Origin of the sequence: Halopseudomonas sp. Lyrl_26, assembly GCF_051948695.1 — a bacterium.
GTDB lineage: Bacteria > Pseudomonadota > Gammaproteobacteria > Pseudomonadales > Pseudomonadaceae > Halopseudomonas > Halopseudomonas formosensis.
The window spans coordinates 216,712-231,156 of record NZ_JAYJLH010000003.1; the positions used below are offsets into that span (position 1 = coordinate 216,712).

10 protein-coding genes and 1 pseudogene are annotated in these 14,445 nt (G+C 64.5%); 9 read left to right on the forward strand and 2 right to left on the reverse strand.

Features of this window, described 5'->3' with window-relative positions; translation table 11 throughout:
- The first annotated feature begins 44 nt into the window (after positions 1–44).
- Entirely contained in the window at positions 45–1,514 is a 1,470-nt protein-coding gene (zwf, locus tag VF673_RS06205) for a glucose-6-phosphate dehydrogenase (protein ID WP_440291285.1), read from the forward strand.
- A gap of 9 nt (positions 1,515–1,523) precedes the next feature.
- On the opposite strand, the gene VF673_RS06210 is transcribed toward zwf, so the two are convergent.
- The gene (locus tag VF673_RS06210) at positions 1,524–4,361 is read right to left on the reverse strand and encodes an EAL domain-containing protein (protein WP_440291286.1); all 2,838 of its coding nucleotides are present in this window, start codon (positions 4,359–4,361) and stop codon (positions 1,524–1,526) included.
- A 198-nt stretch (positions 4,362–4,559) separates the two neighbouring features.
- Here VF673_RS06210 and uvrD point away from each other — a divergent pair, with 198 nt between their 5' ends.
- The 7 genes and pseudogenes from uvrD to VF673_RS06245 all read left to right on the forward strand — a co-directional run bounded on the left by uvrD (position 4,560) and on the right by VF673_RS06245 (position 12,770).
- The gene (gene uvrD / locus VF673_RS06215) at positions 4,560–6,740 is read left to right on the forward strand and encodes a DNA helicase II (protein WP_440291287.1); all 2,181 of its coding nucleotides are present in this window, start codon (positions 4,560–4,562) and stop codon (positions 6,738–6,740) included.
- Between the two features lie 137 nt (positions 6,741–6,877).
- Positions 6,878–7,743 (forward strand): annotated as a pseudogene (locus VF673_RS06220) (alcohol dehydrogenase catalytic domain-containing protein).
- Between the two features lie 121 nt (positions 7,744–7,864).
- Positions 7,865–8,860 carry a bile acid:sodium symporter family protein gene (locus VF673_RS06225; protein ID WP_440291288.1) on the forward strand — a complete coding sequence of 332 codons (996 nt, stop codon included), beginning with the start codon at positions 7,865–7,867 and terminating at the stop codon, positions 8,858–8,860.
- A gap of 853 nt (positions 8,861–9,713) precedes the next feature.
- Positions 9,714–10,382, forward strand: coding sequence for a thiaminase II (tenA, locus tag VF673_RS06230; RefSeq protein WP_090539366.1), 669 nt, complete (start codon positions 9,714–9,716; stop codon positions 10,380–10,382).
- Positions 10,383–10,565: 183 nt separating this feature from the next.
- Positions 10,566–10,697, forward strand: a complete 132-nt coding sequence (locus tag VF673_RS06235) for an entericidin A/B family lipoprotein (protein ID WP_090539364.1) — start codon at positions 10,566–10,568, stop codon at positions 10,695–10,697.
- Between the two features lie 172 nt (positions 10,698–10,869).
- Positions 10,870–11,847 carry an NAD(P)H-dependent flavin oxidoreductase gene (locus VF673_RS06240; RefSeq protein WP_320331460.1) on the forward strand — a complete coding sequence of 326 codons (978 nt, stop codon included), beginning with the start codon at positions 10,870–10,872 and terminating at the stop codon, positions 11,845–11,847.
- Between the two features lie 11 nt (positions 11,848–11,858).
- A complete protein-coding gene (locus VF673_RS06245; protein WP_320331459.1) occupies positions 11,859–12,770 on the forward strand; it encodes a hypothetical protein in 912 nt (303 codons plus the stop codon).
- A gap of 80 nt (positions 12,771–12,850) precedes the next feature.
- Here the strand turns inward: VF673_RS06245 and VF673_RS06250 are convergent, their stop codons facing one another.
- Positions 12,851–13,243: an acyl-CoA thioesterase gene (locus tag VF673_RS06250; RefSeq protein ID WP_090539358.1), complete on the reverse strand. Its 393-nt coding sequence runs from the start codon at positions 13,241–13,243 to the stop codon at positions 12,851–12,853.
- A 293-nt stretch (positions 13,244–13,536) separates the two neighbouring features.
- Between VF673_RS06250 and VF673_RS06255 the strand changes: the two genes are divergently transcribed.
- Positions 13,537–14,355 carry a phosphate ABC transporter substrate-binding protein gene (locus VF673_RS06255; protein ID WP_440291289.1) on the forward strand — a complete coding sequence of 273 codons (819 nt, stop codon included), beginning with the start codon at positions 13,537–13,539 and terminating at the stop codon, positions 14,353–14,355.
- Positions 14,356–14,445 lie beyond the last annotated feature (90 nt).

The window sequence follows — 14,445 nt, forward strand, 5'->3', positions numbered from 1 at the left end:
TATACTACAAAAACAGTCCCTCCGCTTTTCCGAGGAGAACAGCAATGACTGCGCGAGGGGGCAACGCCTGCGATATCGTGGTTTTCGGCGGCACCGGCGATCTGGCCATGCGCAAGCTGCTGCCGGCCCTGTACTACCTGCACCGGGATCGTCACCTGCATCCGCAGACCCGCATTCTCGCCCTGGCCCGGGCGCGGCACGAACCCGAGGCCTATCGCAGGCTGGTGCGCCGGCATGTCAGCCAGCATGTGGCCAGCGCCGACTTCAGCGAGGACAGCTGGGGAAGTTTCTCCGCACGCCTGGACTACATGCCCCTGGACATCAGTCAGCGGCTGGAATTTGCCAGATTGGCGCGCCATCTGGGCGACAGCCCGGGGCGGGTCAGGGTCTTCTATCTGGCCACGCTGCCCGATCTGTTCGCCCCCACGGCGCTGCATCTGCACGGCGCCGGTCTGGTCGATGATCAGGCGCGCATAGTGCTGGAGAAGCCCCTGGGCGAAAGTCTGGCCACCGCCCGGCGGGTCAATGATCAGATCGGCAGCGTGTTCGACGAGTCCCGGGTGTTCCGCATCGATCATTTTCTCGGCAAGGAAGCGGTGCAGAACCTGCTGGCCCTGCGCTTCGGCAATGCCCTGTTCGAGCCGCTGTGGCGCAACGGCCACATTGATCATGTACAGATCAGCGTACTGGAGACCGTGGGCGTGGAAAACCGCGGCGCCTACTACGATCAGGCCGGGGCCATGCGCGACATGGTGCAGAACCATCTGCTGCAGCTGCTGTGTCTGGTGGCCATGGAGGCGCCGGTGCATTTCGAGCCGGAGGCGGTGCGTAACGAGAAACTCAAGATACTCGAGGCGCTGCGGCCGATCACCGGCATGGATGTGCAGGATCAGACCGTGCGCGGGCAGTATTCCAGAGGCCGGCGCGCCGGCGAGACCTTGCCCGCCTACTACTTCGAGAAAAGTGTCGATCACGACAGCAATACCGAAACCTATGTCGCGCTGCGCGCCGAGATCGACAACTGGCGCTGGGCCGGCGTGCCTTTCTACCTGCGCACCGGCAAGTCCCTGGCCCAGCGCAAGTCGGAGATCGTCATCCAGTTCAAGTCGGTACCCCACCGGCTGTTCCCCGGCACCACGCCCCAGGGCAACCGCCTGGTCATCCGCCTGCAGCCGGACGAGAGCATCAGTCTGTCACTGATGGCCAAGTCGCCGGGGCGCGGCATGGCGCTGCAGGAGGTGGAGCTGGATCTGCATTTCGACGAGGCCTTCAAGCGCCGTCGCTGGGATGCCTACGAGCGGCTGCTGCTGGATGTGATCGAGGGCGATGCGACCCTGTTCATGCGTCGCGACGAGATAGAGGCGGCCTGGCGCTGGGTGGATCCCATCATCGGTGGTTGGCAGGAGGTGTACCGCTCGCCCAAGCGCTATGCCGCCGGGAGCTGGGGGCCGGAGGCTGCCGACAGCCTGCTGGAGCGGGCCGGACACGCCTGGTTTGATGAGCGCGGCGACTGATCCCGCGCCCTAGCGGGCTGTGGCAGGGAGGTCGGCCTTGCTGTTGGTCTGGCGGCGCTGCAGCAGCTGGGTCAGCACCTGTGCCGGCGCCGGCTTGCTGATCAGATAGCCCTGCACCTCATCACAGCCCTGATTACGCAGGAACGCCAGCTGGCTGTCCTGCTCCACCCCTTCGGCCACTACCTGCAGGTTCATGCTGTGCGCCATGGCGACGATGGCGCGCACTATGGCCGAGTCCCGGGAATGCTCATCCAGCTCGCTGATGAAAGCGCGGTCGATCTTCAGGCTGTGAATCGGGAAATGCTTGAGGTAGGCCAGGGATGAATAGCCGGTGCCGAAATCGTCCACCGACAGCTTGACCCCCTGTTCCTCGAGGGCGTTGAGGTTGTTGGCCACCGCGCTGCTCTGTTCGAGCAGCATGCTTTCGGTCAGTTCCAGCTCGAGCAGATGTGCGGGCAGATCTGCCTCGCGCAGTATTTCCGCCACCTCGGCGGCGAACCGCGGCTGGCGCAGCTGCTGCACTGACATGTTCACCGCCACCCGTATCGGCGTGGGGCCCGAATGCAGCCACTGGCTGGCCTGGGAGCAGGCCTGGCGAAGCACCAGATTGCCCAGCTGCAGTATCAGGCCGGTTTCCTCGGCGATGGGGATGAATTCGGCGGGCGGCAGCATGCCCCGGGTCGGATGTTTCCAGCGGGCCAGGGCCTCGACACTGGTGATCAGATTGGAGTTCAGGTGCAGTTTGGGCTGGTAGTGCACCTGCAGCTGCTCCTCCGTGATGGCCTTGCGCAGCTCGTTCTCCAGCTGCAGACGATCAGCCTTGGGACTGGGCAGATCGGCGGAATAGAACTTGAAGCAGTTGCCGCCCATGCGCTTGGCATGCTGCATGGCCTGGTTGGCCCGGTTGATCAGTTGCAGGCTGTTGCGGGCATTGTCCGGGAACAGGCTGATGCCGATGGAGGCCGAGACGATGAGTTCGTTGTCGCCGAGGACGATGGGTTCGGCCAGTATCTGCAACAGCTTTTCGGCCAGGGCCCTGGTCTGCAGCTGGGACAGGTTCTGCTCGACCACCACAAACTCGTCGGCGGACAGGCGGGCCAGGATAAAGGCGTCGGGCAGCAGGCTGCGGAGGCGGTCGGCGACCTCGCACAGCAGGGCATCGGCCTGGATATGCCCCAGGGTATCGTTGATGTACTTGAAGCGGTCCAGGTCGATATGCAACAGGGTCAGATGCTGGCCCTGGGCTCGGGCGGCGGCGGTTGCCTCTTCCAGACTGTGGGTGAACAGGCTGCGGTTTGCCAGCTGGGTCAGGGGATCATGATCGGACAGGTAGCGCAGTTGTTCCTCGGTCTTGCGGCGAATGGTCTGGTCGGCAAAGAACCCGACGTAGTGGGTGATCTCGTTCAGCTCGTTGCGTACCACGGTCAGCTGCAGCCACTGGGGATAGCGCTCACCGCTGCGGCGCTGCTCTATCACTTCACCCTCCCAGCGGTCCTGGGTGCGCAGCGCGGCGCGCATGCGGGCATAGGTGTCCAGGGTTTCCGGATCGCTGCTCAGGCTGAACAGCGGCTGCTCGAGTATGTCTCTGGCAGCGTAGCCGGTGATGACGCTGAAGGCCTGGTTGACTGCCAGCACCCGTAATGTCGGGTCGAGGATGAAGATACCGTCGGAAGTGGCTTCGAATACGGTCGCGGCGAGCCGGTCCAGGTCATGGCGCTGGCGCCGGGCGGTTATGTCGCGCCGGGTGCCTATCATGCGCTGGGCCTGGCCGTTGATGTCCCGGTCCACGGCGCGCCCGTTGTCCTCCACCCAGACCCAGTGGCCCTGCTGATGGCGGACCCGGTATTCAATGCAATAGGGCGTGCCGTCCTTGAAGTGACGGATCAACGCCTCGCGCACCCGGCCCAGATCATCCGGATGCACCCTGGGTCTGAGGTCGCCGAGCATGGTGACCTGGTTCTGCTCGAGGCCGAAGATCTCCTCGAGGTGGGAGTGGTAGACGATATCGGTCCGCAGATCCCAGTCCCACAGCCCCAGGGCACTGGCCTCCAGCGCCATGCTCAGGCGGGCCTGAGTCTGCTGCAGTTCGGTGGTGCGCTGTGCCACCCGGTGCTCCAGGGCATCGTGGCTGTTGCGCAGCTCCTGCTCCGCCTGCCGGCGGTGCTGGATTTCGCCGGTGAGCTGCACGTTCAGCGCCTCGGCCTGCTGGCGGGCCTCGTCCAGCCGGAACAGCAGCGCCTGGTTGCGCAGGTTGCTCTGCAGGGCCCGGTTCGCCGAATGATTGAGGTAGGCCGCCGCCAGCAGGATGCAGCCGAACAGGGTGATCCCCATCAGGCCCCAGTAGGGACTGCTGGCGTCCTTCTGCAGCAGCAGGAACAGCGATGGCAGCAACCAGCCGGGCAGGGCCACACTGAGGAAGGCGCTGAAGCGATGTGCGTGAATGATGCTGACGCAGATCATCACGCCGGCGATGACGGCATAGGTGCTGGCCTGCGCGGCAAAGGTGTCGATGGGCACCAGCAATATGTGGGTCAGGCCCAGGGACAGTCCGGACAGGGCATTGCCGATATAGAACAGGATCGGCCAGCGCCGGTGCAGGCGCTGTTCCGCGGAGCTGTGGTTGTACAGGCGGGCGACGCACATGCGCAGCAGGGTCAACCCGCAGATCGCGGCGAGCCAGCCGAGGATCAGCCTGGGTGAGGTGTAACTCCAGATCAGTACGGCAACCACCAGACTGGCCAGCAGAATGAGCCACTGGGAAAGACGCGAATGCATGAACAGCAGGTCCAGCTGTTGCAGCCGCTGCTGGGTATTGGCAGCGCTCAGGCGCCGATCGGTGTAGCTCATGCCGCCCCGAGCCTGTGAAGGTGCGCGGAATCCCGAGTTGTCATTTTTTCTTCCGTGAACTGGAGCACTCTTCGGCAACGATACACCAGACCGGCGGCGGGGCATATACCCCGTCGGGTGGTGACCCCAGGCGGGCGAAGCGAAGGGCGGCTGGCCGCTTCCTTTCGACATGGCGCCCGGCAGGGTAGAATCCCGCCAATGGACATTTCACATCTGCTCAACTCCCTCAATGATGCCCAGCGCCAGGCGGTTACCGCCGCTGCGGGCCAACAGCTGGTGCTGGCCGGGGCCGGCTCCGGCAAGACCCGGGTACTGGTGCACCGCATCGCCTGGCTGGTGGAGGTCGAGAAAGCCTCGCCCTGGAGCATCCTCTCGGTTACCTTCACCAACAAGGCCGCGGCCGAAATGCGCGAGCGCATCGAGCAGTTGCTCGGCATCTCGCCCCGGGGCATGTGGGTCGGCACCTTCCACGGCCTGGCCCACCGGCTGTTGCGCGCCCACTGGCGCGAGGCCGGGCTGGTCGAGCAGTTCCAGATTCTCGACAGTGACGATCAGCTGCGGCTGGTCAAGCGGGTGATCCGCGAGCTGGGGCTGGACGAGAACCAGTGGGCGCCGCGCCAGGCCCAGTGGTGGATCAACGGGCAGAAGGACGAGGGCCTGCGTCCGCAGCACATCCAGCCCGCCGGCGACCTCTACCTGACCACCATGCTGCGCATCTACAGTGCCTACGAACAGGCCTGCGCCCGCACCGGGGTGATTGATTTCGCCGAGCTGCTGCTGCGTTCGCTGGAGCTGTGGCGCGACAACCCTTCGCTGCGCGAGCAGTATCAGGCACGCTTCCGGCATCTGCTGGTGGATGAGTTCCAGGACACCAACGCCGTGCAGTATGCCTGGCTGCGCCTGATCGCCGGCAGCAATCCCAGCCTGATGGTGGTGGGTGACGACGACCAGTCCATCTACGGCTGGCGCGGCGCGCGGATCGAGAACATCCAGCAGTTCCATCAGGACTACCCGAACGCCGAGTTGATCCGCCTGGAGCAGAATTACCGCTCCACCGCGACCATCCTCAAGGCGGCCAACGCGCTGATCACCAACAACGCCGGGCGCATGGGCAAGGAACTGTGGACCGAGGGTGACGAGGGCGAGCCGATCGCCCTGTACGCCGGTTTCAACGAGCAGGACGAGGCGCGCTACATCACCGACCGCATCAGCGAGGCGATAGGTCAGGGGCTGGCGCGCAGCGAGATCGCCATCCTGTACCGTTCCAACGCCCAGTCCCGGGTGCTGGAGGAGGCGCTGCTGCGCGCGGCCATTCCCTATCGCATCTACGGCGGCCAGCGCTTCTTCGAGCGCGCCGAGATCAAGAACGCCATGGCCTACATGCGTCTGATCGCCAGCCGCGGCGATGACGGGGCGCTGGAGCGCATCATCAACGTGCCGGCACGGGGCATCGGCGAGCGCACCGTGGAGATCCTGCGCCAGCACGCCCGGGAACAGGATGTGTCCATGTGGCAGGCGGCCTGCGACCTGATCGACCACAAGGGGCTGCCGGGCCGCGCCGCCAATGCGGTACAGGGCTTCATGCAGATGATCGAGGAGCTGGCCGAGCGGGTCGAGGGTGTGCCGCTGTACAGCATGGCCCAGCAGGTGATCGAGCACAGCGGGCTGCTGGAGTTCCACCGCAACGAGAAGGGCGAGAAGGCCCAGGGTCGGGTGGAGAACCTCGAGGAGCTGGTGTCCGCCGCCCGCGCCTTCGAGAACGAGATGGTCGAGTTCGAGGAGGAGGGCGACGTGCTGCTGGCCTTCCTCGCCCATGCCTCGCTGGAGGCCGGGGAAACCCAGGCCGACCGCTTCGAGGACAGCGTGCAGCTGATGACCTTGCACAGCGCCAAGGGGCTGGAATTCCCGCTGGTGTTCCTCAGCGGCATGGAAGAAGGCCTGTTCCCGCACAAGATGAGTCTGGAGGAGCCGGGCCGGCTGGAGGAGGAGCGCCGGCTGGCCTATGTCGGCATCACCCGGGCCATGCAGCAGCTGGTCATCACCTGGGCGGAAACCCGCCGGCTGTACGGCAGCGAGACCTTCAACAAGCTGTCGCGCTTCGTCCGCGAGATTCCCTCAGAGCTGATCCGCGAAGTGCGTCTGGGCAACCAGGTCAGCCGTCCCTTCGGCCCCGGCCGGGGCAAGGGCGCCATGTTCAGCCAGGAAGCCACCGAGAGCACCGGCTTCGCCCTCGGCCAGCGGGTGGTGCACTCGCTGTTCGGCGAAGGGGTGGTGCTCAACTACGAAGGCCACGGCGCCCAGGCGCGCATCCAGGTCAACTTCGACGATGAAGGCAGCAAGTGGCTGATGGTGGCCTACGCCAAGTTGCAGGCACTCTGACCGGTGGCGATGGGCGGCCCTGATCGGTCGTCCGTTATTGATCCTGATCAGTACCCCGCTGCGGGCGGGGAGTACAGTGGAGAGGATTCTGCTTCTCTGCAGAAGGCTGTTCCCTGTTTCCTGTCAGGAGGTGTTCCATGGCTGAGATGATGAGGGCGGCAGTGTTTGTCGAGCCCGGACGTATCGAGCTGGCGGACAAGCCCATCCCCGATGTCGGGCCCAATGATGCCCTGATCCGCATTACCACCACGACCATCTGTGGCACCGATGTGCATATCCTCAAGGGCGAATACCCGGTTGCCCCGGGGTTGACCGTGGGGCACGAGCCGGTGGGGGTGGTCGAGAAGCTGGGCAGCGCGGTCAAGGGTTACCGCGAAGGTCAGCGGGTGATTGCCGGGGCCATCTGCCCGAACTTCAACTCCTATGCGGCCCAGGACGGGGTGCCGTCCCAGGATGGCAGCTATCTGACCGCCGATGGCCGCTGCGGTTGCCACGGCTACAAGGCCACCGCCGGCTGGCGCTTCGGCAACCTGATCGACGGCACCCAGGCCGAGTATGTGCTGGTGCCCGATGCCGAGGCCAACCTGGCGCCGATGTCACGCTGAACTTCCGCAACTGCGATGTGGTCGACGAGGTCATGCGGCTGACCGGTGGCCGCGGCGCCGATGCCTCGATCGAAGCGCTGGGCACCCAGACGACCTTCGCCCAGGCGCTCAAGGTGCTCAAGCCCGGTGGTACCCTGTCCAGTCTGGGGGTCTACTCCGAGGATCTGGTGCTGCCGCTGGATGCCTTCGCCGCCGGTCTGGGCGATCACAGGATCAATACCGCGCTGTGCCCGGGTGGCAAGGAACGCATGCGCCGGCTGATGAACGTGGTGGCCTCGAACCGGCTGGATCTGGGCGTACTGGTCACCCACGAATACAAGCTGGATGACATAGCTGCGGCCTACGACCTGTTCGCCAACCAGCGTGACGGTGTACTCAAGATCGCCATCAAGCCCTGAGCATGCGAAGGCCGGTGCCCCGGCCTTCGCTTTTCATCTGGTTGCCGCCGATTGGTCAGGCGCGGCACATCCCAGTAGACTCTCCGGTTTCCGCTAACGCTGCAATCCGGAGAGTGTCCGCATGGCCAGACCCCGTTTCCTGCCCGACAACTTCACGCTGTGCCTGGTTGCCGCCATGGCCACTGCCAGTGTGCTGCCGGTGCAGGGCCAGACGGCGGTGGTCTTCGGCTGGATCACCAACCTGGCTATTGGCCTGCTGTTCTTCATGCATGGGGCCAAGCTGTCCCGGGAGGCGATCTGGGCCGGGGCGACCCACTGGCGACTGCATCTGCTGGTGTTTTCCTGCACCTTCATCCTGTTTCCGGTACTGGGGCTGCTGCTCAAGCCGATTCTCGCGCCGCTGATGGGGCACGAGCTGTATCTGGGCATGCTGTTTCTTTGCGCCCTGCCGGCTACGGTGCAGTCCGCAATCGCCTTCACCTCACTGGCCCGGGGTAATGTTGCCGCTGCGGTGTGCAGCGCTGCCACCTCGAGTCTGCTGGGTATCTTCGTCACGCCGCTGCTGGTGATGCTGTTGCTGGGGGCCGACGCGGGCAGCGGCGACACCCTGGACGCCATCGGCAAGATCACCGTGCAGTTGCTGCTGCCTTTCATTGCCGGCCAGATTGCCCGGCGCTGGATCGGTGGCTGGGTGGCCGATAACAAGAACTGGCTGAAGAATGTGGATCAGGGGTCGATTTTGCTGGTGGTATTCGGTGCCTTCAGTGCGGCGGTAGTCGAAGGCCTGTGGCAGACCATTCCGCTGCTGCAGCTGGGTGGGCTGATCCTGGCATGCTGCATCCTGCTGGCCGTGGTGCTGGTACTGGTGGAGCAGCTGGCACGGCGGCTGGGTTTCAATACCGAGGACCGCATCACTATCCTGTTTGCCGGCTCGAAGAAGAGCCTGGCGACCGGTGTGCCCATGGCCCAGGTGCTGTTCGCCGGGGGCAGCATGGGGGCGATGATCCTGCCGCTGATGGTGTTCCACCAGATCCAGCTGATGGTCTGTGCGGTGCTGGCCGAGCGCTACGCCCGCCGCCCGGAAGCGGAGGCGGCAGAGGCGGTTCCCGAGCGCTGAGTGGTCTGAGCCTGGTTCGGTCATCGCTCGGAATAGTGTGGGAGCCCCCGCCCCGGGGGCGAATACTGCCGGCAGCTCGGAGTAGCCGGAAGGCTCGATCGCGCCGAGGGCGACGCTCCTACAGGGGGTGGGGTCAGCCGGGTGGTTCGGTTATCACACCGAATATTGTGGGAGCCCCCGCCCCGGGGGCGAATTCCGCCGGCAGCCGGGAGTGGCCGGAAGGTTCAATCGCGCCGGGGGCGACGCTCCTACAGGGGGTGGGGCCAGCCGGGTAGCTTGGCCACCGCTCAGAATACTGTAGGAGCCCCCGCCCCGGGGGCGAATCCCGCCGGCCGCTCGGAGTGGCCGGAAGGCTCGATCGCGCCGAGGGCGACGCTCCTACAGGGGGTGGGGCCAGCCGGGTAGCTTGGCCACCGCTCAGAATACTGTAGGAGCCCCCGCCCCGGGGGCGAATCCCGCCGGCCGCTCGGAGTGGCCGGAAGGTTCAATCGCGCCGGGGGCGACGCTCCTACAGGGGGTGGGGCCAGCCGGGTGGTTTGGTCATCGCTCAGAATACTGTAGGAGCCCCCGCCCCGGGGGCGAATAGCGCCGGCAGCTCGGAGTAGCCGGAAGGTTCAATCGCGCCGAGGGCGACGCTCCTACAGGGGGTGGGGCCAGCCGGGTAGCTTGGCCACCGCTCAGAATACTGTAGGAGCCCCCGCCCCGGGGGCGAACAGCGCCGGCAGCTCGGAGTGGCCGGAAGGCTCTTTCGTGCCGAGGACGACGCTCCTGCAGACACTCCGAGTTTGCTTTATCTGCCCCGGCGGCTATCGTATCGCCCGGAAAATTCCATTTCTATCAGTGAGATACGTCCATGGCTTTTACCTTTGATGATCTTCAGCGCGCCTGCCAAAGCGAGTGGGACGCCTACATCAGGCATGACTTCGTTCAGCAGCTGGGCAACGGCACCCTGGCCGGGGACGCCTTCCGCCACTATCTGAAACAGGACTACCTGTTCCTGATCCAGTTCGGCCGTGCCTACGCCCTGGCTGCTTACAAGAGCCCGACCCTGGACGACCTGCGTCAGGCCAAGGCCGGGCTGGAGGCCATCATAGGTCTGGAACTGGGTCTGCATATCGACTACTGCCGCCAGTGGGGCATCTCCGAAGCGGAGCTGCAGGCGCTGCCCGAGGCCCGGGCAACCATGGCCTACACCCGTTACGTGCTGGACACCGGCAACCGCGGTGACCTGCTCGACCTGCATGTGGCGCTGGCCCCCTGTCTGGTCGGCTACGCCCAGATCGGCAAGTGGCTGAGCGAGCGGCCAGAGACTGTACGCGGCGAGGCCAACCCCTATGATCACTGGATCTGCATGTACGAGGGGGCCGAGTTCCAGCAGGCCGCCGCCGCCGAGGAAGCCTGGCTCAACCGCGAGCTGGCGGAGATTTCCCCGCGCCGCTTCGAACAGCTGGTGCGCATCTTCCGCGACGCCACCCGCCTGGAAATCGACTTCTGGGACATGGGTCTGAACCAGCGCATGTAACCTGCTCCGGCCCGGGCAGCGACGCTCTGCCCGGGCTCATTCCGCACGCTCCCCGCGGACTCGTCCAAACCTCATGTGAACCTGCGTTGCCCCTTCGCTGTCAATAATTCTGGCTGCGCTTCATACAGCCGTACCCACGCGCCACATCGCGTGATCAGTATTCAACTGACACTGGAGTTCATTATGAGTCTCACGATGAAATCGGTCCTGCTTGGAATGATGGTGCTCTTCATGGCTGGTTGTAACACCATGGAAGGCGCAGGAAGGGATATTCAGCGCGGCGGTGAAGCGCTGGAAGACGCTGCGGAGAGATAAGCGCTGGAAACACTGCCCTGGCCGCCCCCCGGGTGGCCGGTGCCAGCCCCCCCATAAACCTGCTGAATACCCCGTCAACTTGGGGTTTGCCCACGTTCCGTCACCCCGCCTACACTCAGTCCCATCGATGGACACGCTGTGCGTGCGCTTCACTTCATTCAGCAGGTAGAGCATGAAAACAAGAATCACCGAACTCTTTGGTATCGAACATCCGATCATCCAGGGTGGCATGCACCATGTAGGCTATGCCGAGCTGGCCTCTGCCGTGGCCAATGCCGGCGGCCTGGGCATGATCACTGCCCTGACCCAGCCCACCCCGGCGGCGCTGGCCGAGGAAATCCGCCGCTGCCGCGAGATGACCGACAAGCCCTTCGGCGTCAACCTGACCTTCCTGCCCTCGGTCAAGCAGCCGGACTACCCGGGCTATATCGAGGCCATCATCAAGGGCGGCGTCAAGGCCGTGGAAACCGCCGGCAACAACCCGCAGAAGTGGCTGCCGATCCTCAAGGAACATGGCATCAAGGTCATCCACAAGTGCACCGCCGTGCGCCATGCGCTCAAGGCCGAGGCCATCGGCTGTGATGCGGTGAGTGTGGACGGCTTCGAGTGCGGCGGGCACCCGGGCGAGGATGATGTGCCCAACTTCATTCTGCTGCCCCGGGCGGCGGAGGAGCTGAGCATCCCCTTTGTTGCCTCCGGTGGCATGGCCGATGGCCGCTCGCTGGTGGCGGCGCTGGCGCTGGGTGCCGAGGGCATGAACATGGGTACGCGCTTCATTGCCACCCGGGAAGCGCCGGTGCATGACAACGTCAAGCAGGCGATCGTGGCGGCCAGCGAACTGGATACCCGGCTGGTCATGCGTCCGCTGCGCAATACCGAGCGGGTGATGACCAACGCCGCTGTCGAGCGCCTGCTGGAAAAGGAACGACGCCTGGGCGCCAACCTCAAGTTCGAGGATATCGTCGAGGAAGTGGCCGGGGTCTACCCGCGCATCATGAAGACCGGCGAGATGGACGCCGGTGCTTGGTCCTGCGGCATGGTTGCCGGCCTGATCAATGACATTCCCACGGTGCAGGAACTCATCGACCGCATCATGGCCGAGGCGCAAGGCATCATCCGTCAGCGTCTGACTGGCCTGGTCAATGGCTGAGGGGACAGCACATGAGCTTTGATACGCCTCTTTACCTGTGCGGCCCGCTGCGCGAACCGAAACAGATGCTGGCCGATCAGCAGTACAGCGGCCATACCTCCATCCACGATGACAACATGGCGGAAAAGCTGGGGTTCCGTGCCGGCCCGATCGAGGGCCCGACGCACTTCAGCCAGTTCGTTCCGCTGCTGGCGGAGATCTGGGGGCGGGACTGGTTCGAGCGTGGCTGCTTCTCCGCGCACTTCCAGAACATGGTGGTCGAGGGCGAGCAGGTGCGTGCCTTTGTCGAGCGCCCGGCACCGGGGGCGACCCGGGTACGCTGCTGGGCGGAAAAGGCCGATGGCACGCCCGTGCTGGAAGCCAGCGCCAGCCTCGGCCCGGATGATGGTCCGTCACTGCTGGATGAGCGCATGGCCCGACTGCGCCCGCCGGAGCGGCTGGTGATCCTGGCCGACCTGCAGGTGGGCATGCAGGGTGCCCGGGAAGAGCGGGTGCGCATGGACGCCGATCAGCACATGGGGGATCTCTACCCCTTCTCGCTGAACCAGAAGCTGGAACGCATCACCGAGAATTCACCCTGGTACTCCCAGGCCGACAGCTCGCCCTGGGGCCGGGCCATCATCCCGCTGGAAATGGTCAGTGTGCTGGCGGAATACAGCAGCAAGCTGGCGGCGTTTCCGGTCAAACAGCCGGTCATCGGCCTGTTTGCCGACCAGGAGATCCGCATGGTCGACGGTCCGCTGTTCGTGGGCGAAGACTATCTGATCAGGCGGGAAGTGGTGGCGCTGTCCGAGAGCAAGCGCACCGAGTCCTACTGGGTGCGTTCGCGCATCTACTCGGCCGACGGCAGCCAGCTGAAGGCGGAAATGCTGCTCAACCACGCCACCCTGAAGCATTCCTACGCGGATTATCCGAAGGACTGAAGCGGCAGGACGAGGGATTTTCCGGCGAGCAGCTGCTCGCCAATCCCGACCTCGGCGGCGTCTGAACGCCGCCGGGGCATTCAGCTCGGAATGACCCGGGTCCGGCCCCGATCATCAATGGCAACGAAGACGAAGGTGGCTTCGGTCACCTTGCGGCTTTCGTTGTAGCTGTAGTTGTCGCTCCAGACTTCCACCTTGATGGTGATGGAGCTGCGGCCGATATCCTGCACCTGGCAGTGGAAGGCGAGCTGGGCGCCCACCGGTACCGGTACCATGAAGCCCATGCGGTCGATGGCGACGGTGGCCACTCGGCCCCGGGCGATGCGCGCCGCGGTGCTGGTGCCGGCGATGTCCATCTGACCGACCAGCCAGCCGCCGTAGATGTCGCCGAAACTGTTGCAGTCGCGGGGCAGAGCGGTGACTTTCAGCGCCAGCTCGCCCTGTGGAACGGGATCTTGATCAAGGTCTTGCATGAACTACTCTGGATGTCGTTGTAGTTGTTCTGGGGGCCCGCCGCGGACGGCCTACCCTGCTGTAGACCGCAATATTACGGCCCCGGGGGGGCAGCTGCAAGGAATGGCTGACTATCGCCATGCCAGCCACCGGCCGGTTTTATTTCACTGAAACATTCCTGCAACAAAGCGTGGACATAATGACGCCTGTCCTGGGAAGGAGTTGTGCAAGCGGACTTCTGGCGACGACCTCAGGGAGAGTCGGATAGTGCTGCTGACCAAAGGTAGTTCACGCTATGTCTAAGGAGACTGGAATGAAAGGTTTGAAGAAACTCGCCGCGGTTGCCATTTCCGGATGTGCCCTGCTGGCGTCCCCGGTGTTTGCCGGCCAACTCAGCGTCAACGGTTCCACTACTGTGCTGCCGATCATGCAGGCGGCGACCGAGGCCTACACCAATGACAACCCCGAGACCACTTTCTCGGTAGCCGGCACCGGCTCCGGTAACGGTATCCGTGCGGTCATCGACGGCATGGCTGACATCGGCATGTCCTCGCGCTGGATCAAGGACAGCGAAGTCAAGCAGGCCCATGAGAATGGCGTTTACATCGTGCCCTTCGCCGTGGCCTCCGACGGTATCGTGCCGGTGGTCCACCCCGACAACCCGGTCAAGGAGCTGACCTCCGAGCAGCTGCGCGGCATCTATAACGGCAGCATCACCAACTGGAAGGAAGTGGGCGGCGAAGACAAGCGCATCGTTTCCATCTCCCGTGACTCCTCCTCCGGTACCTATGGCGTCTGGGTTGATACCGTGCTCAAGGGTGACCGTGTCAGCCCCGCGACCCAGCTGCTGCCGTCCAACGGTGCCATCGTTCAGGCGGTTACCAGCAACCGCAACGCCATCGGCTATGTCGGTATCGGTTACCTGAATGACAAGCTGCAGCCGCTGAAGCTGGACGGCGTCGAGCCGAGTCACGACACCGTGCGTGACGGCAGCTGGCCGGTAGCCCGTACCCTGTGGGTATTCACCAACAACTGGCCGCAGGGCGAAACCCTGAAGTTCATCCAGTACGTTCTGCACCCCGAGAAAGGTCAGAAGGCGGTTGAGTCCACCGGTTACGTACCGCTGTACTGAGTGGCGGCCGGAGCTCAAGACGTTCTGCTGCAGCAAGGGTAGTACAGACGCCAGGCCTAGCCTGGCGTTCTGCCTGGCTGAGATTGCATC

Coding starts and splice junctions, on each gene's coding strand:
- zwf (WP_440291285.1), top strand. CDS start 45: ATGACTGCGCGAGGGGGCAACGCCTGCGATATCGTGGTTTTCGGCGGC.
- VF673_RS06210 (WP_440291286.1), bottom strand. CDS start 4,361: ATGAGCTACACCGATCGGCGCCTGAGCGCTGCCAATACCCAGCAGCGG.
- uvrD (WP_440291287.1), top strand. CDS start 4,560: ATGGACATTTCACATCTGCTCAACTCCCTCAATGATGCCCAGCGCCAG.
- VF673_RS06225 (WP_440291288.1), top strand. CDS start 7,865: ATGGCCAGACCCCGTTTCCTGCCCGACAACTTCACGCTGTGCCTGGTT.
- tenA (WP_090539366.1), top strand. CDS start 9,714: ATGGCTTTTACCTTTGATGATCTTCAGCGCGCCTGCCAAAGCGAGTGG.
- VF673_RS06235 (WP_090539364.1), top strand. CDS start 10,566: ATGAGTCTCACGATGAAATCGGTCCTGCTTGGAATGATGGTGCTCTTC.
- VF673_RS06240 (WP_320331460.1), top strand. CDS start 10,870: ATGAAAACAAGAATCACCGAACTCTTTGGTATCGAACATCCGATCATC.
- VF673_RS06245 (WP_320331459.1), top strand. CDS start 11,859: ATGAGCTTTGATACGCCTCTTTACCTGTGCGGCCCGCTGCGCGAACCG.
- VF673_RS06250 (WP_090539358.1), bottom strand. CDS start 13,243: ATGCAAGACCTTGATCAAGATCCCGTTCCACAGGGCGAGCTGGCGCTG.
- VF673_RS06255 (WP_440291289.1), top strand. CDS start 13,537: ATGAAAGGTTTGAAGAAACTCGCCGCGGTTGCCATTTCCGGATGTGCC.